Annotated in this window: 28 protein-coding genes; 21 read left to right on the top strand and 7 right to left on the bottom strand. The window is 64.2% G+C overall.

Translation table 11 applies throughout. The features are described 5' to 3' along the window. Positions 1–2 precede the first annotated feature (2 nt). Genes gspF through J3B00_RS07875 form a run of 8 tightly spaced genes read left to right on the top strand, consistent with a single transcriptional unit; the run spans position 3 to position 5,198 of the window. Positions 3–1,205, top strand: a complete 1,203-nt coding sequence (gspF, locus tag J3B00_RS07840; protein WP_209866389.1) for a type II secretion system inner membrane protein GspF — start codon at positions 3–5, stop codon at positions 1,203–1,205. Between the two features lie 14 nt (positions 1,206–1,219). Beyond that, entirely contained in the window at positions 1,220–1,654 is a 435-nt protein-coding gene (gspG, locus tag J3B00_RS07845; RefSeq protein WP_209866392.1) for a type II secretion system major pseudopilin GspG, read from the top strand. Positions 1,655–1,657: 3 nt separating this feature from the next. Next, positions 1,658–2,095: a type II secretion system minor pseudopilin GspH gene (gspH, locus tag J3B00_RS07850; RefSeq protein ID WP_209866395.1), complete on the top strand. Its 438-nt coding sequence runs from the start codon at positions 1,658–1,660 to the stop codon at positions 2,093–2,095. After that, the gene (locus J3B00_RS07855; protein WP_209866400.1) at positions 2,092–2,460 is read left to right on the top strand and encodes a type II secretion system protein GspI; all 369 of its coding nucleotides are present in this window, start codon (positions 2,092–2,094) and stop codon (positions 2,458–2,460) included. Before gspH ends, J3B00_RS07855 begins: the two co-directional genes overlap by 4 nt. Then, a complete protein-coding gene (locus J3B00_RS07860; protein ID WP_209866403.1) occupies positions 2,457–3,047 on the top strand; it encodes a prepilin-type N-terminal cleavage/methylation domain-containing protein in 591 nt (196 codons plus the stop codon). Before J3B00_RS07855 ends, J3B00_RS07860 begins: the two co-directional genes overlap by 4 nt. An 11-nt stretch (positions 3,048–3,058) precedes the next feature. Next, on the top strand, positions 3,059–4,156 hold the full coding sequence (gene gspL, locus J3B00_RS07865; protein ID WP_209866406.1) for a type II secretion system protein GspL: 1,098 nt from the start codon (positions 3,059–3,061) through the stop codon (positions 4,154–4,156). After that, positions 4,156–4,542 carry a type II secretion system protein GspM gene (gspM, locus tag J3B00_RS07870; protein ID WP_209866410.1) on the top strand — a complete coding sequence of 129 codons (387 nt, stop codon included), beginning with the start codon at positions 4,156–4,158 and terminating at the stop codon, positions 4,540–4,542. Before gspL ends, gspM begins: the two co-directional genes overlap by 1 nt. Beyond that, a complete protein-coding gene (locus J3B00_RS07875; protein ID WP_209866413.1) occupies positions 4,539–5,198 on the top strand; it encodes a general secretion pathway protein GspN in 660 nt (219 codons plus the stop codon). The genes gspM and J3B00_RS07875 overlap by 4 nt, the downstream gene beginning before the upstream one ends. A gap of 264 nt (positions 5,199–5,462) precedes the next feature. Here the strand turns inward: J3B00_RS07875 and J3B00_RS07880 are convergent, their stop codons facing one another. The 4 genes from J3B00_RS07880 to J3B00_RS07895 form a co-directional block, all read right to left on the bottom strand. Then, a complete protein-coding gene (locus J3B00_RS07880; RefSeq protein ID WP_209866416.1) occupies positions 5,463–9,761 on the bottom strand; it encodes a hemagglutinin repeat-containing protein in 4,299 nt (1,432 codons plus the stop codon). Positions 9,762–9,788: 27 nt separating this feature from the next. After that, a complete protein-coding gene (locus J3B00_RS07885; protein ID WP_209866419.1) occupies positions 9,789–11,471 on the bottom strand; it encodes a ShlB/FhaC/HecB family hemolysin secretion/activation protein in 1,683 nt (560 codons plus the stop codon). A 158-nt stretch (positions 11,472–11,629) separates the two neighbouring features. Then, complete coding sequence (locus J3B00_RS07890; protein WP_209866421.1) at positions 11,630–12,178, bottom strand: L,D-transpeptidase family protein; 549 nt, start codon at positions 12,176–12,178, stop codon at positions 11,630–11,632. 19 nt (positions 12,179–12,197) lie between these two features. Next, positions 12,198–12,752 (bottom strand): NUDIX hydrolase, encoded by a 555-nt coding sequence (locus J3B00_RS07895; RefSeq protein ID WP_209866423.1) that lies wholly within the window; start codon positions 12,750–12,752, stop codon positions 12,198–12,200. A 134-nt stretch (positions 12,753–12,886) separates the two neighbouring features. Between J3B00_RS07895 and J3B00_RS07900 the strand changes: the two genes are divergently transcribed. The 5 genes from J3B00_RS07900 (at position 12,887) to purT (ending at position 16,193) form a co-directional block, all read left to right on the top strand. After that, positions 12,887–13,486, top strand: a complete 600-nt coding sequence (locus tag J3B00_RS07900; RefSeq protein WP_209866425.1) for a CoA pyrophosphatase — start codon at positions 12,887–12,889, stop codon at positions 13,484–13,486. Between the two features lie 43 nt (positions 13,487–13,529). Further along, positions 13,530–14,054, top strand: a complete 525-nt coding sequence (locus J3B00_RS07905; RefSeq protein WP_209866427.1) for a gamma carbonic anhydrase family protein — start codon at positions 13,530–13,532, stop codon at positions 14,052–14,054. A gap of 1 nt (position 14,055) precedes the next feature. Next, on the top strand, positions 14,056–14,253 hold the full coding sequence (locus J3B00_RS07910) for a DUF1289 domain-containing protein (RefSeq protein WP_209866428.1): 198 nt from the start codon (positions 14,056–14,058) through the stop codon (positions 14,251–14,253). A gap of 209 nt (positions 14,254–14,462) precedes the next feature. Then, a complete protein-coding gene (locus J3B00_RS07915; protein WP_209866430.1) occupies positions 14,463–14,930 on the top strand; it encodes a VUT family protein in 468 nt (155 codons plus the stop codon). A gap of 81 nt (positions 14,931–15,011) precedes the next feature. Beyond that, positions 15,012–16,193 carry a formate-dependent phosphoribosylglycinamide formyltransferase gene (gene purT / locus J3B00_RS07920; RefSeq protein ID WP_209866432.1) on the top strand — a complete coding sequence of 394 codons (1,182 nt, stop codon included), beginning with the start codon at positions 15,012–15,014 and terminating at the stop codon, positions 16,191–16,193. 39 nt (positions 16,194–16,232) lie between these two features. Here the strand turns inward: purT and J3B00_RS07925 are convergent, their stop codons facing one another. From J3B00_RS07925 to ccsA, 3 genes are all read right to left on the bottom strand, one after another. After that, complete coding sequence (locus J3B00_RS07925) at positions 16,233–17,537, bottom strand: MFS transporter (RefSeq protein ID WP_209866433.1); 1,305 nt, start codon at positions 17,535–17,537, stop codon at positions 16,233–16,235. 253 nt (positions 17,538–17,790) lie between these two features. Beyond that, positions 17,791–19,008: a transporter associated domain-containing protein gene (locus J3B00_RS07930; protein WP_209866434.1), complete on the bottom strand. Its 1,218-nt coding sequence runs from the start codon at positions 19,006–19,008 to the stop codon at positions 17,791–17,793. Between the two features lie 9 nt (positions 19,009–19,017). Next, positions 19,018–19,827: a cytochrome c biogenesis protein CcsA gene (ccsA, locus tag J3B00_RS07935; RefSeq protein WP_209866435.1), complete on the bottom strand. Its 810-nt coding sequence runs from the start codon at positions 19,825–19,827 to the stop codon at positions 19,018–19,020. A gap of 228 nt (positions 19,828–20,055) precedes the next feature. Between ccsA and ffh the strand changes: the two genes are divergently transcribed. From ffh to J3B00_RS07975, 8 genes are all read left to right on the top strand, one after another. Next, positions 20,056–21,432 (top strand): signal recognition particle protein, encoded by a 1,377-nt coding sequence (gene ffh, locus J3B00_RS07940; protein WP_209866436.1) that lies wholly within the window; start codon positions 20,056–20,058, stop codon positions 21,430–21,432. 239 nt (positions 21,433–21,671) lie between these two features. Next, on the top strand, positions 21,672–21,923 hold the full coding sequence (gene rpsP, locus J3B00_RS07945; RefSeq protein WP_209866437.1) for a 30S ribosomal protein S16: 252 nt from the start codon (positions 21,672–21,674) through the stop codon (positions 21,921–21,923). Positions 21,924–21,928: 5 nt separating this feature from the next. Then, a complete protein-coding gene (rimM, locus tag J3B00_RS07950) occupies positions 21,929–22,465 on the top strand; it encodes a ribosome maturation factor RimM (RefSeq protein WP_209866439.1) in 537 nt (178 codons plus the stop codon). A 3-nt stretch (positions 22,466–22,468) separates the two neighbouring features. Continuing rightward, complete coding sequence (gene trmD, locus J3B00_RS07955; RefSeq protein ID WP_209866441.1) at positions 22,469–23,221, top strand: tRNA (guanosine(37)-N1)-methyltransferase TrmD; 753 nt, start codon at positions 22,469–22,471, stop codon at positions 23,219–23,221. A 43-nt stretch (positions 23,222–23,264) separates the two neighbouring features. Beyond that, a complete protein-coding gene (gene rplS, locus J3B00_RS07960; protein ID WP_011535315.1) occupies positions 23,265–23,615 on the top strand; it encodes a 50S ribosomal protein L19 in 351 nt (116 codons plus the stop codon). Between the two features lie 102 nt (positions 23,616–23,717). Next, positions 23,718–24,128 (top strand): acyl-CoA thioesterase, encoded by a 411-nt coding sequence (locus J3B00_RS07965; RefSeq protein WP_209866443.1) that lies wholly within the window; start codon positions 23,718–23,720, stop codon positions 24,126–24,128. 102 nt (positions 24,129–24,230) lie between these two features. Then, complete coding sequence (gene xerD / locus J3B00_RS07970) at positions 24,231–25,127, top strand: site-specific tyrosine recombinase XerD (RefSeq protein WP_209866445.1); 897 nt, start codon at positions 24,231–24,233, stop codon at positions 25,125–25,127. A gap of 153 nt (positions 25,128–25,280) precedes the next feature. Then, a complete protein-coding gene (locus tag J3B00_RS07975) occupies positions 25,281–26,042 on the top strand; it encodes a DsbC family protein (RefSeq protein ID WP_209866447.1) in 762 nt (253 codons plus the stop codon). Positions 26,043–26,090 lie beyond the last annotated feature (48 nt).

A 26,090-nucleotide genomic window follows, 5' to 3' on the forward strand; every position in this document is an offset into this window, starting at 1 on the left:
CTATGCCGACCTATCGCTACCAGGCCGTCGACCTCGCCGGCAAAACCCACGGCGCCAGCCTTCAGGCCGACAGCGAGCGGCATGCGCGGCAGTTGCTGCGCGAGCAGGGCTTGTTCGCGCGGCACCTGAAACGCCAGGACAGCGGCGCTGCCAAACCGCGTCGCCAGCGCCTGAGTCGCGCCCAATTGTGCGAGCTGACCCGCCAGTTGGCCACCCTCAGTGGCGCCGGTATCCCGCTGGTGGATGCCCTGCAAACGCTCGAGCGGCAACTGCGCCAGCCAGCGCTGCATGCCGTGCTGGTGGCCGTGCGCGGGGCCTTGGCCGAGGGCTTGGGGCTGGCCCGCAGCCTGGCCCGTCAGGGCGCACCGTTCACCGGGCTGTACTGCGCGCTGGTCGAAGCCGGTGAGCGCTCCGGGCGCCTGGCCCAAGTGTTGACGCGCCTGGCCGATCACCTCGAACAGGTCCAGCGCCAGCAGCACAAGGCGCGCACCGCCTTGATCTACCCGAGCGTGCTGATGGGCGTGTCGCTGGCGGTGGTGGTCGGCCTGATGACCTTCGTCGTGCCCAAGCTCACTGAACAATTCGCTCATTCCGGGCAGAGCCTGCCGCTGGTCACTGCAGTGCTGATCGGCATCAGCCAGGGCCTGGTCAGCGCCGGGCCCTGGCTGCTCGGCGCGGCGCTCATGGCAACGCTGCTCGGCGGCTGGCTGTTGCGCAAGCCGCACTGGTGCCTGCGCCGCGACCAGCTGTTGCTGCGCCTGCCGCGTATCGGCGGCCTCCTGCAGGTACTCGAAAGCGCGCGGCTGGCCCGTAGCCTGGCGATTCTCAGTGGCAGCGGCGTGGCCTTGCTCGAAGCGCTGCAGGTGGCTACCGAGACGGTCGGCAACCGGCGCATCCGGCTGGCCATGGAGCAGGTCCGCCAGCAGGTGCAGGGCGGCACCAGCCTGCACCGCGCGCTGGACGCCAGCCAACAGTTTCCGCCGTTGCTGGTGAACATGGTCGGCAGTGGCGAGGCCAGCGGCACCCTGGCCGACATGCTCGAACGTGTCGCCGATGACCAGGAGCGCGGCTTCGCCCGCCAGGTCGACACGGCCATGGCGCTGTTCGAACCACTGATGATCCTGGTGATGGGCGGCGTGGTGCTGTTCATCGTGCTCGCAGTACTGCTACCGATCATGCAACTGAACCAGGGCCTGCAATTGTGATGAGGAGAATCGACATGCAGCACCGACGCAAGCGTCAACGGGGTTTCACCTTGATGGAAATCATGGTGGTGATCTTCATCATCGGCCTGTTGATCGCGGTGGTCGCGCCCAGCGTGCTGGGCAACCAGGACAAGGCCATGCGGCAGAAGGTCATGGCCGACCTGGCAACCCTGGAACAGGCGCTGGACATGTACCGCCTCGACAACCTGCGCTTTCCCAGCAGCGAGCAGGGCCTGGCCGCGCTGGTGAAGAAGCCGGCGCAGGAACCCGTGCCGCGCGCCTGGCGCAGTGACGGCTATATTCGCCGCCTGCCCGAAGACCCTTGGGGCACCCCGTACCAGTACCGCATGCCGGGCGAACATGGCCGGGTCGATGTCTATTCGCTGGGCGCTGATGGCGTGCCGGGTGGCGAGGCGCTGGACGCCGACCTGGGCAACTGGGAGCTGTGACCCATGCCGGCGCAGCGCGGCTTCAGCCTGATCGAGTTGCTGGTGGTGCTGGCCATTGCCGGGCTGATGACCGGCCTCAGCGTGGCCTGGCTCGACAGTGGCAGCAGCCGGATCGACCAGGCCCTTGCCCGGCTGGCCGCAGAGACCCGCGAGCAGTCTACCCTGGCCCGGCATGCCGGGCAGTTGCGCGGGCTGCGCTGGAACGGCCAGCGGCCGGAGTTTGTCCGCCGCGAGGGCGATGCCTGGCAGGTGGAACCGACGCACCTCGGCGACTGGCCGGAGGCGTTGCGCCCGGACTGGCCTGCCAGCAGCGCCCCGCAGCTGATCTTCACCCCCGACGGCTGGGCACGTCCCGGCACAGTGCTGTGGCAGTGGCCGCAGGGCAGCCAGCGCTGGCAGTGGCAGCGCGACGGTCAACTGCACACGGCCAGTACCCCATGAGGGCCCGTCAGCGCGGCTTCACCCTGCTCGAAGTGGTCGTCGCCCTGGCGATTGCCGCCGTGCTGGCGGTGATCGCCAGCCAGGTCCTGCGCCAGCGCCTGGCTGTGCAGGAGGTCATCCAGCAGCACCGGCTCGGCCTGCTCTGCGCGCGTGAACTGCAAGCGCGGTTTGCCGTCGAGCAGTACTGGCCGCCGACCCAGCGCGACAGCGGCGTGCTCAACCAGGGCAGCCAGGCCTGTCATTGGCAACTGCAGCTGCGCGGCACCGGCGTGCGCGACTTGCGCCGGGGTGATCTGCAGCTGTTTGCCGACCGCGACCAGCGCGTGCCGCTGGGCCAGTACAGCGTGTTTGTGGAGCGCCCATGAAACGCCGTCAAGCCGGCCTGACCCTGATCGAACTGATGGTTGCGCTGGCCTTGACTGCGCTGCTCGGCATCATGCTCGCAGCCCTTGTCAATGGCTGGCTGAAGGTCCGCGAGCGGCTCGACACGCCGACCGCCGACACTGACGTGCTGGAGTTTTGCCTGGCACTGGAGCGGCGCTTCGACAGCCCGGTGCTGCGCCGCGTGTACGAGCAGCGCCTGCCATTGGCCGTGCGCTGGCTCGACTGGCAACCGCAGCACGATCAACTGCTCTGGGTAGCTGCCGCGGCCTGGCCGCAGGCCGAGGGTGGTTCGCGCCTGCAACGCCAGCGTCTGCGTTACCAGCCCCGCGAGCAGCAACTGCTGCTGGAAAGCTCGGCCGACCTGTATGCCGTGGGCGCGCCGCAGTGGGTGGTGCGCGAGCGTCTGCAGCGGGTCAGTGCCTGGAATGTCTTTTATCACCAGGGTGGCCGCTGGCTGGCCTGGCCATCTGATCAGCCCGCGCACCCCGGTCGTGGCGTGCGTGTGCAATTGCAGCGTGACGGAGCACCTTATGTCTGCACATTTGCCTTGCCCCATGGGCTCTCATGAAGGGGGCGCGCATGACGCCTGACTGGTTACGACGAGCGCCGGCCCGGCCCTGGCTGCTGCTGCGCCCTGGCAGCGCCGGGCAGCCGTGGGACTGGCTGCTGGTGGAGCGCGGCCAGCCTAGCCGTGAGGGGCAGGGCGAACCGCCGGCGCATCTCGCTGGACGCATCGCCTTGATCGTTCCGGCGCAGCTGTGCAGCCATTTTCAGTTGCCGGCGCCGCCCGGGCTCAAGCGCGAGGAGTGGCCGTTGTTACTCGAAGAGCGGCTGTTGCAGAGCAGCGAAGAGGTGCTGTGTGCCTGCCTGCAGCGGCTACCGGGGCAACTGCGTCTGGCCGTGGTTGCCCGCGCTGCGCTTGAAGGCTGGCGACAGCAGTGTGCGCAGTGGGGCTTGGTGGTCGAGCGCACCTGGGCAGAAATGCAGCTGCTGCCGGTGGCGCAGCCGGGGTGTGGTTGGTCGTGGCGACGGGATGAGGGCGTGGAGCTGCTCAAAGGTACCGCCAGCGATGGCCAAGAGCACTGGCTGTGCTGGCCGGGCTCCTTGGGCGAGGTGCCGTCGCGACCCTGGAGCGAACTCTCGCTCGCCTCCATGGCGGGGCGTTGGCCCACGCGCTTGATGGCGTTGGATGGTCTGCCCGGGCTGTTCGAGTCACCGCGGCTGCGCCAGCCTCATGGCCTGCCGCGTAGCCAGGTGCGCCTGGCGGCGGGATGTTTACTGCTGGCCGCGGTGTGGGGCGGCCTCTGGTTGAGCCAGCAGTGGCGCCAAGGCCAGCTCTATCGCCAGCAGGTGATTGCCGTGACCGGCGAGCAGACCGGCGTGCGCCAGGCGGCGTTGGTACTCAAGCGCCTGCAGCAGGATCAGCACGAACGGCGGGTGCGTCTGCGCCAGCTCGAAGGCTTGCAGGCTCAACTGCAACAGTGGCTGAGCGAGCATCCCGGCTGGCGCTTGCATGCAGTGCGTTTCGATGGCCAGCGCTGGCACGTGCGGCTGGCCGGGGAGGGGGCTGGGCCCGCCTGGCAAACGCTGGCTGGCGCTGCGGGGGCCAAGGTCGAGGTGAGTGACGATGGCCAGCCAGGGCAGTGGCAAGCAGTGTTCGACTTGGGAGCAGCGTGATGAATCGTGCGTCTTTGCAGCGCTATCGGCTCCCCCTCGCCTGGGCAGTGGTCGTTGTGCTGGGCCTATCACTGCTGGTGCGCGAAGGCTTGGCGTACTGGCAAGAGGCAAAGCAGTGGCGGGCATTGGCCGAGTCGGCGGCCAGCCTGCACGACGGCCCAGTGCTGGCGCTGGAACGCTTGCGCCAGTCGGCGCAGGCACGGCAGATCGTCCTGGCTGACGTCGAAGCGCTGGATGACACGTGGCAGTTGCGTGGCCAGGTGGCTGACGAGAAGCGCCTCGAGCAATGGCTGCTGGCATTGCAGGCCGACGGTGTCGAGCCGCTGCAGTGGGGCCTGGAGCAGGACGGCGACGGCCTGCGTTTTGCCCTGCAGGTGCGCCCTTGAGTTGGCGCAGCGGGCTGTGGCTGGCGCTGGTGTTTGCCGTGAGCGTGCTGGCGCAGTTACCGGCGCGTTGGGTTGGCGAAGGTCTCGGTCTGTCGGCCAAAGGTGTCAGCGGCAGCCTTTGGCGCGGCCAGGCGACACAGTGGGGCGAGGTCGGTCCGGTGTCTTGGCAACTGCGCCCTTGGCGTCTGGACGCCGAGGCTCGTCTTGGGTTTCAGGGGCAGGGCTGGCAGGCGCGTGTACACGGCTGGCCCTGGCGCTGGCAGGGCCAGTTGGAGGCACTTGCGGCGCAAACCAGAGTCGCGAGCGGTTACCGGCTGGCCGGGCAGTGGCAGGGGGTGCTGCGGATGAAGGGTGCCGGCTGGGGCTGCAGCGCTGCAGAAGGGCGCATTGCCGTGGAGGATCTGGCGCTGGTTGAACCCTGGTCGCTGGGCTTGGGGCGTGCTGCTGTCGAGATGGATTGTCGGCAAGGATGGCGACTGTTGGCCAGGCTGGAGGCGCCCGGCCAGCACCAGGGGGTAATTGATGCCGACCTGCTGGGGCGGCGGGCGCAGTTGAGCCTTGATTTGCACCCCGATGCCGCGCTTACACCGCTGTTACGTGGGGCGCAGCTGATCGGGCCGCAGGCGTCGCGGATGCAGCGGCAGGTCAGTTGGTAGGTGCATTGCCAGTGCCGGCCCTTTTCGCGGGGGCTTGCCCTGATGCTGTTCACTTGAGAGAGCCGGGGCTGCTGCGCAGCCCATCGCGACACAAGGCCGCTCCCACACTGTCCGCGCATGCCGCGTAAATAGAGGCATACACGATTCACTGTGGGAGCGGCCTTGTGTCGCGAAAGGGCCGCAAAGCGGCCCCAGCATTCTCAAGTGAACAACATCAGGGCAGACCCCGCGAAGGCGCCGGGACTGACAACACACACAAAACGTCTAGCGCTGTGGCTTGCCTTGCACGCCAGCCGTCCACTGCTCGCTGCGGTCATGCCCACTGGTGCGCAACAGCCCCAGGTTCAAGGCGTTCTCGCCTTCAGTCCCACGGCTGGTCTTGACTGCATCGACGAGAGCAGTACCCAGGTCAACTGGTGAGTTGGAGGCATCGACCACGACATCCCGGCGATAATCACGCCCTGTCAACGTCTGCTCGGTCACGCTACCCGCTTGCAGATTGACCGCGCCGTTGGCCGAGCGCAGCGTGGCGCCCACCAACTGGGCGTCACCACCCACCTCGAGGTCGATGCCGTCACGCCCTTGCAGGCTGGTCTGCGTGCCGACGGTGTCGCGCTGTTGATGCGACAGTTCAAGCTTCAAGGTCGGTGACAGGCTCGGGTCGGCCTTGCCCACGCTCGCGCCGACTTTCTCGGTGACCTTGCCCCCCGCTGGGCCAGCCAGCGCACTCAGTGCATTGATATAGCCCTGAGGGTTCTGCTCTCGGCTCACGCGGCCATCTACCTCGACACTCAGGCTGTCGACCCGGTCCTTGCGGCTGGCCAGGTGCAGGTCGCCACCGATGTTGCCGTCGATCGCCGTGGCTTGCAGGCGGGCGGCTTCGATTCGGCTGTCGCCGGCACTGTTCAGCGCGACGTGCTCCGCGCGCAGGTTACTGGCGTTCCAGGTCTGGTTGTCGCGCTTGTCCACGGCCACGCTGACCCGGCCATGCAAACCCTGGCTGGTGGTTGCACCCGTGGATTTGGCAATGCCAGCCCCGGCAATGACGTCAAGGTTGTTTCGCTGGTCGCGGTCCGCTGAGCCTTCGAGGTGGAGGCCACCATTCTCGGCATTCAGCTCGATGCGTTTGGCTGAGGCCTGCAAGCCTTGCAGGTGCACGGCGCTGTCTTCACGGGCGGTGCTGCTCACGCGCAGGGTGCCAGCCGTTTCAACGCGTGCATCGACCGCCTGACTGGCAGACTCGTCGAGCCTGCCAGCGTTGAAGTGCCCGCCCACCGCGCCACCCTGGGTAGTGCCGTGCTTGGCGGCCAGCTCAAGACCACCACCGAGCTTGCTGCCATGCGCTTGATGGCTGTCGCTGGCGGCCTTGACCTGCAACACGCCGGCGCTTTCCAGGCGTACCTCGCCGACCTTGGCTGCACGGCTGCCAATGCGCGTACCTTCGAGCACCAGGTCGCCTGCGCTGCTCAGCAGCACAGCGCCCTTGCCGTCGATCTGCGCAACCTGCGCTTTGCCGTCCTCGACCTGGCGTTGCTCATGCTTGAGGTAGCCGCGTACTTCACCGCCAGTGCTGCCGGGACGGTTGCCGCCCTTGGCCCAGGCATTGCCATCGAGCTGGGTGCTCTGCTCGGTACTGCGCTCGGTAGCCTGGGCCAGGGTCAAGCGGCCGGCACTGACCACGCTGACGCCGCCGTCGCCACCGTCCAGGCGGCTGCCCTCGTAATGACCGTCACTGCCCAGTTGCACCTGAATGCCTTGCTTGCCATACAGGCTGCCCACACGGGCAGTCTCGGTGGTCTTCTGACTGGCCAGCGAGTCGCCCTTGCCGATCGCGCGCACATTGAGGTCGGTGGCGGTGCTGCTGTCTACGCGCAACTCGCCAGCGAAGGCCAGTCGGTCGACGCTGTGCTGTTGCTGGTCGGCGGCGGCGCTCATGTTGTGGCGGCCGCTGTCGACGCGCAGGGCGCCGGAATTGGCGCGCCAGGCGGTGCCTTGGTCATCGATGCTGTCGGCCTTGACCTGCACTGAAGCACCGGACAACTCACCGACCTGGGCATAACCGCGGCGCTGGTTCTCCAGGCGCTTGAGGTGATCCACGGTCATCTCGCCGCCGACGCTGGGCGCGGCCAGGGCATCCTCGGTTGCAGCCTGCTGGAAGCGTTGTGCTTCGCCACCTTCGACCAGCCGCTCGATTGGCCGGGTCAGGTCGCGGTACTCAAGGCTCGCGCCGAGGCTGGCGCTCCAGTTGTCCGTCTCGTGCTGGCGCTCTTCTGTGTCGTGCACCGCGCGATTGTCGATCCGCTTGGCCACTACCTGCAGGGTATCGCCCGCGTCGACACGGGCGGCTTCGGTCACCAGCTCATCGGTGGCGATGGCCAGCTTGCCACTGGCCTGCAACTGCGTGCGCTGGACCTTGCTGTCCTTGGCGGTCTGGCTGTCGCGGTTGTGATAGCCGTCGAAGGCACTGCCGAGCTTGTCGATGCCGCCGGTGAGGGCCAGGCCTGCGCCGCTCTGGGTGGTGGTGGTCTGTTCATCGTGCTCATTGCGGGTGACGCCGAGGCTGGTCTGTTTGGCCGTGATGGTGAGGTCACCCGCGCTGGCCTGCACCTTCGAGCCGTTGACCTGCAACTGGCCGTCGCTGCGCAGGTCAATGGTGCCTGCCTGCAGTTCACTGGCCTGTTGGCTGGAGTGCGTGCGATCGCTGCGGGTGTTGGCGACCTCGTAGCCCACCCTGGCCTTGTATTGGCGCGAATCGGGTTTGCCGTCCTGAGCCTGCTGGGTCTGTTCGGCGCTGGCAGTGAAGCCACGCTGATGGCTGTTAACGTGTTCTTCGCGGCGAGACTCAGCGCTCTCGATCAGCAGGTCGCCCTTGGCGTCGAGCTGTAGCTGCTTGCCTGCCTTGAGCTTGGACCCATGGATTTTCATCTCTTCGGCACTGGCCAGGCGCAGATTGTTCTGGGCCTGTAACTCGCTGCCATGCGCCTGGTGATCGTTGGCCGAGGCGTCCTTGGCTTTTTTCAACAAACCGAACAGCTTGCTGTCGCTGCGATGCGAGGTAGAGCTGGACGTGGTCTGGTCGGCCTTGACCACCAGGCTGCCCTTGTCGCTGTAGAGCAAGCTATCGCCCTCGCTGGACAAGTTGCTGCCTTGCACGGTAATCGTCCCTGCCGCCGTTGCGACGATTTGCTTGCCGCCCAGCAGGCTGCCCTTGGAGGTTTCCTGGTAGTCATTGCTGTCGCTATCACCGCGCCACAGGTGCTTGCGATGGCGGATGGACTCCTCCACACGCTTGCTGTCTACACCCGCTTCGATGTCCAGTGCACCGCCACTGGCCAGATTCAACTCGTCCCCGGCCAGAACCGTGGCGGCCACCAGTTTCATGTCGCCGGCCGAGTTCAGCGCGATACCGTCCTCGGCGCGCAACTGCGTGCCCTGCTGCGTGCGCTCGGTGGTGGTGCGTTCTTGGCTGTAGGTCTCGGTGGTGATGAACCAGGCTTTGGTGTCCCAGGCTTGCTGTTCACGGGTGATGCGTTCGCGGGCGGCGGTGTCCAGAGTCAACAGTTTGCCGGCCTTGGCTTCTATCTGCTTGGCCTGAGCCTCGACGGCGCGCAGGGTGAGGTCTTTGTCGGCCCCCAGTTCGAGTTTGCCGTGCTCGCTGCGCAGCGTGGCGGATGCGCTGCGATCGCTGCTGATCAGCAGGTCGCCAGCGCTGCGGATATACACGCCATCACGGCCTGCTGCTTCAACTGCGCCCATGCGCACGCCGGCACCTTCGGCGGTACTGATCACGCGGATGCGCCCGGCGCGCATCGCCCCGAACAAGCGGGCGTCGATACTCGACGCAGTGGCGGGAAGGTGCTCGACGATTTCGCCGCTGGTGAGGTCGATGCGGTTGCGACCGACGGTCAGGTTGAGCTCGTCTCTGGCGCTGAGCTCGCCTTTGCTGTCGATCTGCGGGGCGATCAGGTCAAGTGCGCCAGCGTCATTGTGCTGGCCGCCTTCGAGGACCTGCAGCGTGCCGCTGCCTTGCAGGGTGTCGATGAACTTCAGTTGCTGGCCGTCAACCTGCGGGGTGCCGACGAAGAACCCTGCCCGGGTGGTGTTGATAAAACTGCCACCATTGAGGGTGATGCCGTTGGGGTTGGCCAGGATGTAGTCGGCGGCACGGCCGAAGATCTCTTGCGGGCCTTCGATCAGCGAAGCATTGCGGCTGACCACTTCGTTGAGGATGGTCGAGGCCGCTTGGCCGTGAAACTGTGGATTGGCGGCAAGGGCGCCGGCCAGTTGCGACTGGCCGGCTTGCGGGGCGTTGTTCAGGACCAGCCCAGGCTTGCCGACGTTGTAGTCAAGAAACTGGTTGTGCGACAGGCCACTGGCATTGGGCGCGACGATGTCGATCACCGGCACGCCGTGCCCGGGGTTGATCACAGGCGTACCGCCTGGCCCGGTGATCGGTTGCAGGGGCCCTTGGGCCAGCGCTGCGCAGGTGCTGAACAGGCCAAGGAAGATGGCCCAGCGAAGGGTATCCGGACGGATCAAGGTAGGTTCTACACGACTTGGCATGGTTCCATTCTCATTGTTGTGGGTGAATCAAAGGCTCAAGGTCCAGTCCAGTACCCAGAACCCCGGCTCGAGCATTTGCCGGGGACGGTCACTGGCGTAGAGAGGGTGCTGGTAATCCAGGCGCAGGCGGCTGCCGGGAAGGCTGAGTTCGACGCCGGCGCTGGTACCGATCAGGCGCTGCAAGGGGCTGCCCTGGGCGAGGCGGCTCCAGCCCAGGTCAAGGCCGAGCGCCGGGCGGATTTGCAGCCCCCAGGGCAAGCTCAGGGCGAGGGGTTGGCTGAGGGTGTTGCGCCAGGTGGCGCCACTGGCGCCGGAGACGGTGTACTGGCGAAAGCCGCGTACGGCTGAATCGTCACTTTGCAGTTGTTGCTCGATGGCGGGGAGCAGGTCACGGCTGTATTGCAAGGCGAGTTCGCTTTGCCAGCGCCAGGGCCTTTGCGCAGGGCCCTGGCGCAGGTGCAGCAGGTTGGCGCGGTACTTGTGAAATCGCGGTTGCGGGTGATTGGGCCCGGCGGCCGGTGGGTCGGCACCCAGCCAGGCAAGTCCGTGGGCCATGCCCAGGTAGACGTTCCATAGCCCGCCGTCCAGCCACAGCAGATTGATACCGGACTCCACTGTGGTGAGGTTGCTGCTCTGTACCCCCACAGGGCTGTTGCTCAGCCGATTGATCAGTTGCTTGCGGTCGAGCCGGGCGCTGGCGCTGAGCATGCCCTGCTGGCCACGCCAGAGCACACGCTCGGCGCTCGCCCCCTGAAAGCGGCTGCTGCCGCTGCTCACATGCTGGCCGCCGGGTAGCGGCGCGCTGTAGCTGAGCTGGCTGACATTGAGAGCGAAGGTCCACGGGCCGTAAGGCAAGCTGTAGTACAGGCTGACGCCGCGGCTTGTGCCCGGTGCGCCCAGTACTGCCGAGTTCAGCGACAGCCGCAGGTCGTCGTTCAGGTTAAGCGGGCTGTCCAGGCCCAGGCCCAGGTTCAGGCGCTGACGACCCGTCAGGGCACTGCCGCGGTTATCGGTCTGGCTGTCCAGGTGCCAGCGTGAGCCGACCCGTTGCGGCTCGACGAGCACCTGGGTGCCGCCGGCAAGTGTGCCCGGGAGCAGGCTTGCCGTCAGGTCGTAGGCGCGCAGGCGGTTGAGTTGATCGAGCCCTTGCTCGAGCGCTGGGAGGTACAGGGGCTTGCCCAGCAGGGTAGGGAAGGCGCCTCGCAGGGAGAGCGGCAGGTCGCTGTCGCTAAGGCTGATCGACTCGACGAAGCCTTCGACCACGACCAGTTCCAGCGCTGCGCCAGCCTGGGGTTGTCGCGCCAGGTAAGGGCGGCTGGTCGGATAACCGGCCTGCACGTAGCGCTCGGTGATCGCCTTGAGCAAGCGGTTGAGGTCGGTCACGCCCATGCAGGGGTGCAACAGTGGTCGCAGGGTATGCTCGAGGGTGGCGCTGGAGAGTAGCTGGTTGCCGGTCAGGCGCACGCCAGACACTGGCCAGCAGGCACTATCCGGAGTTTGCTCACGGGGGCTCTGCTGCTCGTCGGGTGACAGTCGCCGGCGTTGCCATTGCTCGAGTCTATGGCGCTGCTCGATTTGCCGTAGCGAGCGCTGTTGCTCACGCAACTGCTGGCTGGCAGGGTCGTTGGCCAGCGCCTGCGGCCCTAGCAGGAGCGTCAGCAACAGCGCAGCAAGGCATTGGCGGGCAGTGCGGGAAAGGTCAATCGACATGGAAGAATTCCGCAGTTGACGTACGATGAAGTACTCGTCTGCGTGAATTCTAAAAATCTAAGCAATCGTTTGGATGCGGTCCCCTGCCTACGGTTGCGTAAGGCGATTTCTTGTCTTGCATCAGAAATTTCTGATGGCCGACGTAAAAATGTAGGACGTCAGGGACGGATCTCGATCATCGTGCCGTCCTTGACCAGGCTCCAGACCTCGCGCATGTCGTCATTGCGCATGGCGATACAGCCTTCGGTCCAGTCCAGGGTGTGGAAATACCACTCGGGGTACTCTTCGTCCAGCGGCGTGCCATGGATCATGATCATGCTGCCGGCAGCGACGCCTTCGCGGCGGGCCTTGGCGGCATCGGTGATGTTCGGGTAGGAGATGTGCATGGCCAGGTTGTAGCGGTCGCTGACCTTGCGCCAGTCGAGCCAGTAGAAGCCCTCTGGCGTGCGCTTGTCGCCTTCGCGCTGCTTGGCGCCCTTGGGCTGTTTGCCCAGCGAGATGCGGTAGGTCTTGAGCGGCTCGCCGCGGCTGATCAGCTGCAGGCGGCGCTCGGACTTGAGCACCAGCACCTTGTCGATCAGCGGATGTGCTTGCGCCGGCACCTGCGACTGCGCCGCTGCTGCTGGCTTGCGAATGATCGTCTCGGTGAAGGCCGCCTGGGACACCGACACGACGCTGAGGCAGAAAAGGGCTAGCAACCAACGCATGAAACGGTATCCCTGCAAGCTATTTAAGGGGCGATGCGACGTTCATCGGCGGCAGGTATTCATGGCCTATGGGGTAGTGCTGCTCGATGCGGTCGCGATAATAGCATTCTAGTGTGCGTGTGACGGTCCGGAAAGCCAGCTCAGCCCAAGGGATCTCATGCTCCTCGAACAGACGCACTTCCAGGCTCTCGACGCCCACGGCGAAGTCCAGGTCGCTGAGTTCGGCGCGAAAGAACAGGTGCACCTGGTTGATGTGCGGCAGGTCGAACAGCTGGTAGAGGCTCAGTTCGCCGACACGGGCACAGGCTTCTTCGACGGTTTCGCGACGGGCGGCCTGGTCGGTGGTCTCGTCGTTCTCCATGAAGCCTGCCGGCAGTGTCCAGTACCCGCGGCGTGGCTCGATCGCCCGGCGGCAGAGCAACACCCGGCTGCCCCAGGTCGGCAGCACCCCGGCGACGATATTGGGGTTCTGGTAATGGATGGTCTGGCAATGCTCGCAGACGTACCGCAGGCGGCTGTCGCCCTCGGGAATCCGCTGAATCACCGGTTTACCGCACGCGCTGCAGAAATTCATGCTTTGCTTCCCTTTAAGTCAGCCTATCTTGGCGTGGCCGACGGTCTTGCCGCAAGCCGCCTTCGGCCAGGGCTTGGGTGCCTCGCGGCTTTTGGTGCATCATGCACGGCAGGTCATGCCATCGAGAGTACGTAATGCTGGACGAGCTTCTGCGCCGAATGAGCAACCATAACCCCGTCTCGCTGGAGGCGGATCGCCGTTTTCCGGAAGCGGCGGTACTGCTGCCCATCACCCGTAGCGAAGAGCCCGAACTGGTCCTGACCCTGCGCGCCAAGGGGCTTTCCACCCATGGCGGCGAAGTGGCCTTTCCCGGTGGCCGGCGAGACCCGGAAGACCCTGACCTGGTGTTTACTGCCCTGCGCGAGGCGCAGGAGGAGATCGGCCTGCCGCCTGGCCTGGTGGAGGTGATCGGGCCACTCAGTCCACTGATTTCGCTGCACGGCCTGAAAGTGACGCCATTCGTCGGTTTGATTCCGGACTATGTCGAATACCACGCCAACGATGCCGAGATCGCCGCAGTATTCACCGTTCCGCTGGAGTTCTTCCGGCAGGACCCGCGTGACCACACGCACCGGATCGATTACCAGGGCCGTAGCTGGTATGTGCCCAGTTATCGGTACGGCGAGTACAAGATCTGGGGGTTGTCGGCGATCATGATCGTCGAGCTGGTCAACCTGCTGTTCGATGCTCGGATCAGCTTGCACAAGCCGCCAGAGCGGTTCATTCAGAATTGAGCGGGGACGACCCCGCCACTTGCCATGCCGTGAGGAGCCATACATGAAATACCGCCTGGGCGATATGCGGGTAGAAACCCATCCCAGCAGTTGGACTGCGCCCAACGCCACGCTGATCGGCAAGGTGCGTCTGCAGGCCCGGGCCAGTGTCTGGTTTGGCGCTGTGCTGCGCGGTGACAACGAGCTGATCGACATCGGCGAAGACAGCAATGTCCAGGACGGCACGGTGATGCACACCGACGCGGGGGTGCCGCTGACCCTCGGCAAAGGCGTGACCGTAGGCCATAACGCCATGCTCCATGGTTGTACGGTCGGCGACTACAGCCTGATCGGCATCAATGCGGTGATCCTCAACGGGGCCCGAATCGGCAAGCACTGCATCATTGGCGCCAATGCGCTGATCGCCGAAGGCAAGGAAATCCCTGACGGCTCGTTGGTCATGGGCTCGCCCGGCAAGGTGGTGCGCGAGCTGAACGATGCGCAAAAGCGTATGCTCGAGGCGAGTGCTGCCCACTACGTACATAACGCCGAACGTTATGCGCGTGTCCTGGCACTGCAGGAGGATTGACATGAGTGAAGTCGAACGTCCGGTTGCTTCGCCCTGCGTCAGTATCTGTGCGCTGGACGAGCAGGACATGTGCACCGGTTGCCAACGTACCGTGGCCGAGATCAGCCGCTGGGGGCGGATGGACAATACCGAGCGGCGCCAGGTGTTGCGTTTGTGTCATGAGCGCGCAGTGGCGGCGGGGATCATGCTCGGGGTGTGACGCTTGTGCCGGGCTTGATGGCCTCTTCGCGGGGCAAGCCCGCTCCTACAGGGGATGTCCAACCCTGTAGGAGCGGGCGTGTCCCGCGAACACCGGCAACGCCGGTGCCATGGATCCGTTGCCTGAAGGGGATAACTCTGCCGCGCGAAGAGGCTGGCACTGACTCGAAAATCAAGTAATCTGTGCGGCTTGCCCGAAGGTCGCCTGCCATGTTCTATCTGCTCGCTTATATCAGCAGCGTAGTGCTGATCAACTACGCCTTTTCCAGCGCCCCGCACCTGGACGTGATCTGGTCCGCCTGGGGCGGGTTGGTGTTCATCCTGCGCGACATGGTGCAAACCCGCTATGGCCACGGCGCACTGCTGGCGATGCTGGCGGCGTTGCTGTTGTCCTATGTCACCTCGGAGCCGGCCATCGCCTTGGCCAGCGCTACCGCGTTCTTCGTTTCCGAACTGATCGACTGGCTGGTGTTCAGCATCACCCGCAGGCCGCTGCGCGATCGCTTGTGGCTGAGTTCGGCGCTGAGCATTCCCGTGGATACGGTGATCTTCTTCGGCATGATCGGTGCCCTCACTCCCGCCGTAGCCGGGACGGCGCTAGCGTCGAAGTTTGCCGGGGTGACTGCGGTGTGGCTGGCGATGACCTGGCGTGCCCGCAAAAACGCGTTCGCCGGATAGTCGCTGGGTGTAGAATACGGGTCCTTTTTCAGCGGGCGGCGTACAGCCTGACGCAGCCCCGGACGCCTTCGAGGACCTGAAATGACCCGTATCGGAACCCCATTGTCGCCCACCGCGACCCGAGTACTGCTGTGCGGCTGCGGCGAGCTGGGCAAGGAAGTGGTGATCGAGCTGCAGCGCCTGGGCGTCGAAGTGATTGCCGTGGACCGCTATGCCAATGCGCCGGCCATGCAGGTCGCCCACCGCAGCCATGTGGTCAACATGCTCGACGGCGTGGCCCTGCGTGCGGTGATCGAAGCGGAAAAGCCGCACTACATCGTCCCTGAAATCGAAGCCATCGCCACTGCGACGCTGGTCGAGCTGGAAAATGAAGGCTTCAACGTGGTGCCCACCGCCCGCGCCACCCAGCTGACCATGAACCGTGAAGGCATCCGTCGCCTGGCCGCCGAAGAGCTCGACCTGCCGACCTCGCCTTACCATTTTGCCGACACCTTTGAAGACTACGCAGCCGCCGTGGCCGATGTCGGCTACCCGTGCGTGGTCAAGCCGGTGATGAGCTCGTCGGGCAAGGGCCAGAGCCTGCTGCGCAGTGACGCTGACCTGCGTCAGGCCTGGGACTACGCCCAGGAAGGCGGCCGTGCCGGCAAGGGCCGGGTAATCGTCGAGGGTTTCATCGATTTCGAGTACGAGATCACCCTGCTGACCGTGCGCCACGTTGGCGGCACGACCTTCCTCGCGCCGGTCGGCCACCGTCAGGAGAAGGGCGACTATCAGGAGTCCTGGCAGCCCCAGGCGATGAGCCCGAAGGCGTTGGCCGAGTCGCAGCGAGTGGCCCAGGCGGTCACCGATGCACTGGGCGGGCGCGGCCTGTTTGGCGTGGAGCTGTTCGTCAAAGGCGATCAGGTATGGTTCAGCGAAGTCTCGCCGCGTCCGCATGACACCGGCCTGGTGACGTTGATTTCGCAGGACCTGTCGCAGTTCGCCCTGCATGCCCGGGCGATCCTCGGCCTGCCGATTCCGCTGGTGCGTCAGTTCGGTCCGTCGGCGTCGGCAGTGATCCTGCCACAGGGCACGTCGCAGCAGACCAGCTTTGCCAACCTCGGCGCCGCGTTGAGCGAGCCGGACACCGCCATTCGCCTGTTCGGCAAGCCAGAGATCGACGGCCAGCGGCGCATGGGCGTATGCCTGGCGCGCGACGAGTCGATCGAAGCCGCGCGGGCCAAGGCCACGCGCGCTGCGCAGGCTGTCAAAGTCGAGTTCTGATCCAAGGCAGACGGGGGCCGCGCAGCGGCCCCCGTTCACTCAGAGTTGCGCGTCGCGCGTCTCTTTCAGGCACAGCACAGCAATCAGGCTGATCACCGCTGCTGCCGACACATAGCCACCGACCCAGCTCAACCCACCCATGCTTACCAGCTTCTGGGCAAAGAACGGTGCCGCCGAGGCGCCGACGATGCCGCCCAGGTTGTACGCCGCCGAGGCGCCGGTATAGCGCACGTGGGTCGGGAACAGCTCCGGCAGCAGAGCACCCATCGGCGCGAAGGTAACGCCCATCAGGAACAGCTCGAGGGCCAGGAACAACGCCACCCCGGTGGTCGACCCCGAGGTCAGCAGCGGCTCCATGGTAAAGCCCGACGCCACCGCCAACAGGCCGCCGATGATCAGCACCGGCTTGCGCCCGTAGCGGTCACTGAGCCAGGCCGACAGCGGTGTGGCTAGGGCCATGAAGACTACCGCGAAGCACAGCAGGCCAAGGAACGTCTCGCGGCTGTAGCCCAGGGTGGTGACACCGTAGCTGAGCGAGAACACCGTGGAGATGTAGAACAGCGCGTAACACACCACCATCGCCGCTGCGCCCAACAGGGTTGGTCGCCAGTGTTTGGCGAACAGGTCGACCACGGGCATTTTGACCCGCTCGTTCTGCGCTACAGCCTTGGCGAACACCGGGCTTTCTTCAAGCTTCAGGCGCACATACAGGCCGACCAGCACCAGTGCGGCGCTGAGCAGGAACGGAATCCGCCAGCCCCAGTCACGGAACTGCTCGTCGCTGAGCGACAGCGCCAGGGTCAGGAACAGGCCGTTGGCTGCCAGGAAGCCAATCGAAGGGCCCAATTGCGGGAACATGCCGAACCAGGCGCGTTTGCCGGGCGGCGCATTTTCCGTGGCCAGCAGCGCTGCACCACCCCATTCGCCACCCAGCCCCAGGCCTTGGCCGAAGCGCAGCAGGCAGAGGATGATCGGTGCCCACACGCCAATGCTGTCATAGCCTGGCAGCAGGCCAATGGCCGTGGTCGACACCCCCATCAGCAGCAACGAAGCAACCAGGGTCGACTTGCGGCCGATGCGGTCGCCAAAGTGGCCGAACAGTGCCGAGCCCAATGGCCGGGCCATGAAGGCGATACCGAACGTGAGGAAAGCCGCCAGCATCTGTGCGGTGCCCGACCCGGACGGGAAGAACACCGGGCCGATCACCAGCGCGGCCGCCGTGGCGTAGACGTAGAAATCATAGAATTCGATGGCGGTGCCGATGAAACTGGCGGTGGCCACCCGCGCAGGCGAGTTGACCGGGGCTGCCGGGGTCGAGTCGGTGTAGGTAGTGCTGGTCGTCATGTGTAGGTCCCTGACAGTCGGATACTCCATGGGCAATCCACGCAGTGCCAGGCAGGCACGGGCGCGCGGACGCCGGAGCGTATTGTTGTAAGTCGCTCGACTGACGATGGCCCAGGGGATAGGGAGGGGGACGGCGCTGTTCAGGGTGTTGAAACAGGACCGCAGGGGTGTCAGTGAAGCGGACTGGCCGTGTGGCGCCGAGTGCGGGTAGCGGGCGGGACGGCAGGGCTGGGTAAGCGTGACCGGAGTATAGCTAGCGGGTCACGGTCCAGACCAGTACCTTGCTGGCACAATTGTCCTCGGTTTCGAGGATCTCCATGCGGTAGCGGCCGATCTTCAGGCACACCGCGCTGGCCGGTATGCTCTCCAGTGCTTCGGTGACCAGGCCATTGAGGGTCTTCGGCCCGCCATCGCAGGGCAGGTGCCAGCCCAGGCTGCGGTTGAGATCACGCAGCGAGGCGGTGCCTTCGATGACGAAGCGGCCATCGGCCTGCGGGTGAATGTGCGGGTTGTCCTGGCTTTGCTCGTCTTCGAACTCGCCGACGATCTCTTCGAGAATGTCCTCGAGGGTGACGATGCCGAGGACCTCGCCGTATTCGTCGACCACCACGCCGAGCCGGCGCTGTTGCTTGTGGAAATTGAGCAGTTGCATCTGCAGTGGCGTGCTTTCGGGCACGAAGTACGGCTCGTAGCAGGCAGCGTGCAGGGCTTGCAGGGTGAGTTCGGCGTGGGGCAACAGGTGGCTGATCAGCTTGGTGTTGAGTACCGCCTCAACCTGATTGATGTCGTTGTGATACACCGGCAAACGGGTGTGCCGACTGACGATCAACTGCTCGATGATGCGCTCGATCGGGTCGTCCAGGTTGACCCCGTCGACTTCGTTGCGCGGCACCAGGATGTCGTTGACGGTGACCTTGTCCAGCGCTTGCAGGCCTTCGATCAGACCGTGGCGGTTGAACGCGTGGAGCTCGTCCTGATCCTCTTCATCCTCGTCCTGCGCGTGCAGGGCAACCGCTGTTGGCTGGGCGCGGAATGGGCGCAGGATCAGCTTGGCGCTGCCGTCGAGCAGGCATGCCAGCGGTTGCAGGATGGCCAGCGGCAGTTTCAGCAGGCTGGCGCCGAAGCTGACGAAGGCCTGCGGGTTGCGCCGGGCCAGACGCCTGGGCAGGTACTCGGCGAGTACCAGCAGGACCAGCGCGGCCGTCAGGCCACCCGCCCAGAAACCATGATCGCCGCTATGGTGCTGGCCGATCAGGCAGGCCAGGCCCAGTACCAGCAGCTTGCCCAGGCTGGCGCCAAACACCAGGGCCTGCGCGGGCAGGGCGGGTTCTGCCGAATCTGTGCCACGCGCCTGGCCAGTGAGTAGCTGGCGCGCCGCGTCGACGGTGCTGAACAGCACCGCCCACAGCAGCGCCAAGGCCAGGGTGGCTAACAGTGGCGCGTGCAACTGGACGAACGGCAGGCTATCCATAGGTGACCGTCAGATATGCAGGATGAATTCGCGTACCAGCTTGCTGCCGAAATAGGCCAGCATCAGCAGGCAGAAGCCGGCCAGGGTCCAGCGGATCGCCTTGTGGCCACGCCAGCCGAGGCGTGTGCGACCCCACAAGAGCACGCTGAACACGATCCAGGCGATGCACGCGAGCAAGGTCTTGTGCACCAGGTGCTGGGCGAACAGGTTGTCGAGGAACAGCCAGCCAGAGATCAGCGACAGCGAGAGCAGGACCCAGCCGGTCCAGAGAAAACCGAACAGCAGGCTTTCCATGGTTTGCAGCGGCGGGAAGTTGCGAATCAGCCCGGACGGGTGCTTGTGCTTGAGCTGGTGGTCCTGTAGCAGCAACAGCAGGGCCTGGAACACGGCAATGGTGAACAGCCCGTAGGCCAGGATCGACAGCAGGATGTGCGCGAGGATGCCGGGCTCTTCGTTGATCAGCGGCACGGTGCCCGGCGGCGCGAACTGGGCCAGCAGGGCGGTGATCGCGCCGAGCGGGAACAGCAGGATCAGCAGGTTTTCCACCGGGATGCGCAGGCAGGCCAGCAGCGTCAGGCTGATCACGGCAACGGCGATCAGGCTCGATGCACTGAAGAAGTCCAGGCTCAGGCCGAGCGGGGTAATCAGCTGGAAGAACAGGGCACCGCCCTGGGCAATCACGGCAATTGCTCCCAGCAGGCCGAGCAGCCGTTTGTCGGCACGGGTGCCCTGGGCCAGGCGGCTGCCGTGGTAGAACGCGGCAACTATATAGAGGCCGGCGGCGATCAGGTTGGGGATGAGGCTGGGTGAAGAGAGCATAAGTCCTGGTAGGCAAGCCCTGAAAGAGACGGAGTTTGGCATAGAACGCGTCTGCCAAGGAAGACCGATGGCAGGCCTGGCGGCATTGATGCCGGTACATCCATCCGAGCATGGTGTGCGCAGCCACAACTCTTCGCTATAATCGCCGGCTTGCTGTGCCCCGCGCGTGTCCAAATTCCGCCAGGGCGCCTGACAAACCTCGGCTTTGCCAAGCCTGAAAGGATCACCATGTTCGAAAACCTGACCGACCGCCTGTCACAGACGCTGCGCCATGTCACCGGCAAGGCCAAGCTGACCGAAGACAACATCAAGGACACGTTGCGCGAAGTGCGCATGGCGCTGCTCGAGGCCGACGTCGCCCTGCCGGTGGTCAAGGATTTCGTCAACAGCATCAAGGAACGCGCGGTCGGCACCGAAGTCTCGCGCAGCCTGACGCCGGGCCAGGCGTTCGTGAAGATCGTCCAGGCCGAGCTTGAAAGCCTGATGGGCGCGGCCAACGAAGACCTCGCCCTCAACGCCACCCCGCCTGCCGTGGTACTGATGGCCGGCCTGCAGGGTGCGGGCAAGACCACCACCGCAGGCAAGCTGGCGCGCTTCCTTAAAGAGCGCAAGAAAAAGACCGTCATGGTGGTCTCCGCCGACGTCTACCGCCCGGCAGCGATCAAACAGCTGGAAACCCTGGCCAATGAGGTCGGGGTGACCTTCTTCCCGTCCGACATCAGCCAGAAGCCGGTGGCCATTGCTGAAGCGGCCATCCGCGAGGCCAAGCTCAAGTTCATCGACGTGGTCATCCTCGACACCGCCGGCCGTCTGCACATCGACGCCGACATGATGGATGAGATCAAGGCCCTGCACGCCGCAGTCAAGCCGGTCGAAACCCTGTTCGTGGTCGACGCCATGACCGGCCAGGACGCCGCCAACACCGCCAAGGCCTTTGGCGATGCACTGCCGCTGACGGGCGTGGTGCTGACCAAGGTCGACGGTGATGCCCGTGGCGGTGCCGCACTGTCGGTGCGCGCCATCACCGGCAAGCCGATCAAGTTCATCGGTATGGGCGAGAAGAGCGAAGCGCTCGAGCCGTTCCACCCTGACCGTATCGCCTCGCGGATCCTCGGCATGGGTGACGTGCTCAGCCTGATCGAACAGGCCGAGCAGAATATCGACAAGGCCAAGGCCGACAAGCTTGCCAAGAAGCTCAAGAAGGGCAAGGGCTTCGACCTCGAAGACTTCCGCGACCAGCTGCAGCAAATGAAGAACATGGGCGGTCTGGGCGGGCTGATGGACAAGCTGCCGAGCATTGGCGGCGTCAACCTGTCGCAGATGGGCAACGCCCAGGGCGCGGCCGAGAAGCAGTTCAAGCAGATGGAGGCGATGATCAACTCCATGACCCCGGCCGAGCGCCGTGACCCTGAGCTGATCAGCGGTTCGCGCAAACGCCGTATCGCCCTCGGTTCTGGCACCCAGGTGCAGGACGTCGGCCGCTTGATCAAGCAGCACAAGCAAATGCAGAAGATGATGAAGAAATTCTCCACCAAGGGCGGCATGTCGAAGATGATGCGCGGCCTTGGCGGCATGATGCCGGGTGGCGGCATGCCCAAGCTGTAAACCGATTCAGGTCAGTGGCGGCAACTGCGCCGCTGCCCGGAACCCCGCTTCGGCGGGAATACCGCTGCCTTTTATAGAGAGAGGCAGCTTAATAGCAGATCTGCAGGCTGGCCTTTTTCCTTGAAGTAAAAAGGCATTTGCAAAAGTCCGTATATTCCTTGAGAATATGCGGCCTTTCGGGCACCCGTGTGCCCGCTGTGCATCATGATTTGCAGCACCGACTACAGGAACGATGTTCAATGCTTACCATTCGTCTTGCCCGTGGCGGCTCCAAAAAGCGCCCGTTCTACCAACTGACCGTAACCGACTCGCGCAACCCGCGTGACGGCTCCCACATCGAACAGGTTGGCTTCTTCAACCCGATCGCCCGTGGTCAGGAAGTTCGTCTGTCCGTTAAACAAGACCGTGTTGCTCACTGGTTGAGCGTCGGCGCACAGCCGTCTGAGCGTGTTGCTCAGCTGCTGAAGGAAGCTGCCAAGGCTGCTGCCTGAACAGTATGAACGCGACGCCAGAAAAGGCTGACGACCTCATCGTCGTTGGCAAGATTTTTTCGGTTCACGGCGTTCGCGGCGAGGTGAAGGTGTACTCCTTTACCGATCCGATTGAAAACCTGTTGGATTACCGTGACTGGACGCTTCGGCGCGAAGGCTCGGTCAAGCAGGTAGAGCTGGTCAGTGGCCGTTCCAATAAAAAGGAGCTGGTCGCCAAGCTCAAAGGGCTCGACGATCGTGATGAAGCGCGTCTTCTGAGCGGTTACGAGATTTGCATCTCGCGCAGCCTTTTGCCCAACCTGACGGACGACGAGTACTACTGGTACCAGTTGGTCGGTCTGAAAGTCATCAACCAGGACGAACAGCTGTTCGGCACGGTTGATCACCTGTTGGAGACCGGCGCGAACGATGTAATGGTGGTCAAGCCTTGCGCAGGCAGCCTGGATGACCGTGAGCGCTTGTTGCCCTATACGGCGCAATGTGTGCTGACAGTCGACCTCGAAGCCGGTGTGATGCGGGTCGAATGGGACGCGGATTTCTAACTGATGGGTAACCTTCGCGTAGAAGTCATCACGTTGTTCCCCGAGATGTTCTCGGCCATTACTGAGTACGGCATTACCAGCCGCGCGGTGAAGCAGGGCTTGTTGCAAGTCACTTGCTGGAATCCGCGGGACTACACCAGTGATCGCCACCACACGGTGGATGATCGGCCTTTTGGCGGTGGTCCGGGGATGGTGATGAAGATCAAGCCTCTGGAAGATGCCCTGGCCAGTGCCAGGCAAGCGACCGGAGCAGCGGCAAAGGTAATTTACCTTTCGCCACAAGGCCGCAAGCTGGATCAGCAAGCGGTCAAAGGCTTGGCCGAACAGGCATCGTTGATCCTGATCGCCGGCCGTTATGAAGGCATTGACGAGCGTTTTATTGATGCTTATGTCGATGAAGAGTGGTCGATTGGGGACTATGTGCTTTCCGGTGGTGAGCTGCCGGCCATGGTACTGATCGATGCGGTTACGCGGCTGCTGCCCGGAGCTTTAGGGCATGTAGGCTCGGCGGAGGAAGACTCCTTCACCGATGGCTTGCTGGATTGCCCGCACTACACCCGACCTGAGGTGTATGCGGATCAGCGTGTACCCGACGTGTTGCTAAGTGGCAACCATGCACATATCCGGCGATGGCGGATGAAGCAGTCCCTTGGTAGGACCTTCGAACGACGCGCCGATCTTCTGGAAAGTCGCTCACTTTCTGGAGAAGAGAAGAAGCTGCTCGAGGAATACCTCCGCGAGCGGAACGATAGTTAACGTATCGATGGTGGATCACGTTTATCCACCTTAGGAGCACAGCATGACTAACAAAATCATCCAGCAGCTCGAAGCAGAGCAGATGAGCAAGGAAATCCCGACCTTCGCACCAGGCGACACCGTTGTCGTCCAGGTTAAAGTGAAGGAAGGTGATCGTTCCCGTCTGCAGGCGTTCGAAGGCGTTGTCATCGCCAAGCGTAACCGCGGTCTGAACAGCGCTTTCACCGTGCGCAAGATCTCCAGCGGCGTTGGCGTTGAGCGTACCTTCCAGACCTACAGCCCGCAGATCGACAGCCTGGCCGTGAAACGTCGTGGTGACGTGCGTAAAGCCAAGCTGTACTACCTGCGTGACCTGTCCGGCAAAGCCGCTCGCATCAAAGAAAAACTGTCCTGAGTACAGTTTGACGGGTGGCTGCGGCCACCCTGCGAGAAAAAAAGCAGCCTTCGGGCTGCTTTTTTGCTTTATGAAACCTTGCCATTGCGATGTGACATAACCATGACCAGCAGCCGAGACCAGGAAATCCAGCGCCGCACCGAGCTATCGGTGACGCGCGTGACCAAGGCGGTGTTCCCCAATACCACCAATCACCACAACACCCTGTTCGGCGGGACTGCCCTGGCCTGGATGGACGAGGTGTCGTTTATTGCCGCCACGCGTTTCTGCCGGCTGCCGCTGGTGACGGTGTCGACCGATCGTATCGACTTCAAGCACCCGATCCCGGCGGGCTCGATCGTCGAGCTGGTCGGCAGCGTGGTCAAGGTGGGCAATACCAGTTTGCAGGTGCAGGTCGATGTGTTCGTCGAGAACATGTACCTGGATGGGCGTGAGCGGGCGATTCATGGGGTGTTCAGCTTCGTCGCCATTGATGAGGACAAGCGCCCGGTGCCGGTGCTGGCTGAGGCCTGATAGTATCGCGTGGTCTGTGCTTGCCCCGCGAAGAGGCCAGTACAGACAAGCGCATATTCACTGTGAAACACTGACGCCCACTCTTCTCATTCGACACCCTGCATGCCCGCCCTTGACCACCCCCTGATCGACCAGTTCCTCGACGCCCTGTGGCTGGAAAAAGGCCTCTCCGACAACACCCGCGCCTCTTATCGCAGCGACCTCGCCCTGTTCAACGGTTGGCTTGAAGAGCGTGGCGTAGCGCTGCCAGACGCCGCTCGTGAGCTGATCCTCGATCACCTGGCCTGGCGCCTCGATCAAGGTTACAAACCACGTTCCACCGCGCGTTTCATCTCCGGGTTGCGTGGCTTCTATCGGTATTTGCTGCGGGAAAAACTGATCGGCGTCGATCCGACCCTGCAGATCGATATGCCGCAACTGGGCAAACCACTGCCCAAGTCCCTGTCGGAGGCGGACGTCGAAGCCTTGCTGCAGGCGCCGGATCTCAGCGAAGCCATCGGCCAGCGCGACCGTGCCATGCTCGAAGTGCTCTACGCCTGCGGCTTGCGAGTAACCGAACTGGTCAGCCTGACCCTCGATCAGGTCAACCTGCGCCAAGGTGTGCTGCGCGTCATGGGCAAGGGCAGCAAGGAGCGTTTGGTGCCGATGGGCGAGGAGGCGGTGCTGTGGATCGAGCGCTACCTGCGCCAGGCCCGCGCCGAACTGCTCAATGAGCGTCCCAGCGATGTGCTGTTCCCCAGCTTGCGCGGTGAACAGATGACCCGGCAGACCTTCTGGCATCGGATCAAGCACCAGGCCATGGTCGCCGGTATCGACAAGTCGCTGTCGCCGCACACCCTGCGTCATGCGTTCGCAACCCACTTGCTCAACCATGGCGCCGACCTGCGCGTGGTACAGATGCTGTTGGGCCACAGCGACCTGTCGACCACGCAGATCTACACCCATGTAGCCAAGGCCCGCCTGCAACAGCTGCACGCCGAGCATCATCCGCGTGGATGAATGATTTTCATGTTCCGCCAAGCGGCGCCCAGGGACCATTCAGCGCGGGCCTGATGTGGTAGGCTTGGGCGGTTTGCACCAAGGGCCGCACGGTCGCCGCGATTATTTACGCAGGCGACGTCCTCCGGCCCCGTCCGTCTTCAGGAGTACCCCATGCGCGTGACCCAGATTTTCGCCGCCGCCGCCTTGGCGCTGGCCAGTACTTTCGCCTCCGCGGCGGCCACCGATGGCAACGCGGGCGCCGAACAGGCAATTCGCAAGACCCTGCAGACGCTCGAGCTGGAAGTCCCGGTCGAGAGCGTTGCCAGCAGCCCGCTCAATGGCCTCTATGAAGTCAAACTGCAGGGCGGTCGCGTGCTCTACGCCAGCGCCGATGGCCAGTTCGTCATGCAGGGCTATCTGTTCCAGATCCAGGATGGCAAGCCGGTCAACCTGACCGAGAAGACCGAGCGCCAGGGCGTCGCCAAGCTCATCAACGGCATTCCCGCCGCCGAGATGGTGGTTTATCCTGCCAAGGGCGAAACCAAGTCGCACATCACCGTATTCACCGACACCACCTGTCCGTACTGCCACAAGCTGCATGCCGAAGTGCCGGAGCTCAACCGTCGCGGTATCGAAGTGCGTTATGTCGCCTTCCCGCGCCAGGGCCTCGGCTCGCCGGGCGATGAGCAGTTGCAGGCGGTCTGGTGCTCCAGCGACCGCCAGGCGGCGATGGACAAGATGGTCGAAGGCAAAGAGATCAAGGCTGCCAAGTGCGCCAATCCGGTCGGCAAGCAGTTCCACCTGGGCCAGTCGATCGGGGTCAATGGCACGCCGGCGATCGTGCTCGAGAACGGTCAGGTGATTCCGGGTTACCAGCCGGCGCCACAAGTGGCCAAATTGGCCCTTGCCGGTGATGCAAAAGCTGCCAAGTAATTCATTCAGTACGCCGTCGTCATGGGGTGACGGCAATGTTTCACGGTC

This window comes from Pseudomonas sp. BP8 (genome assembly GCF_017875955.1).
In the GTDB taxonomy this organism is placed as follows: Bacteria; Pseudomonadota; Gammaproteobacteria; order Pseudomonadales; family Pseudomonadaceae; genus Aquipseudomonas.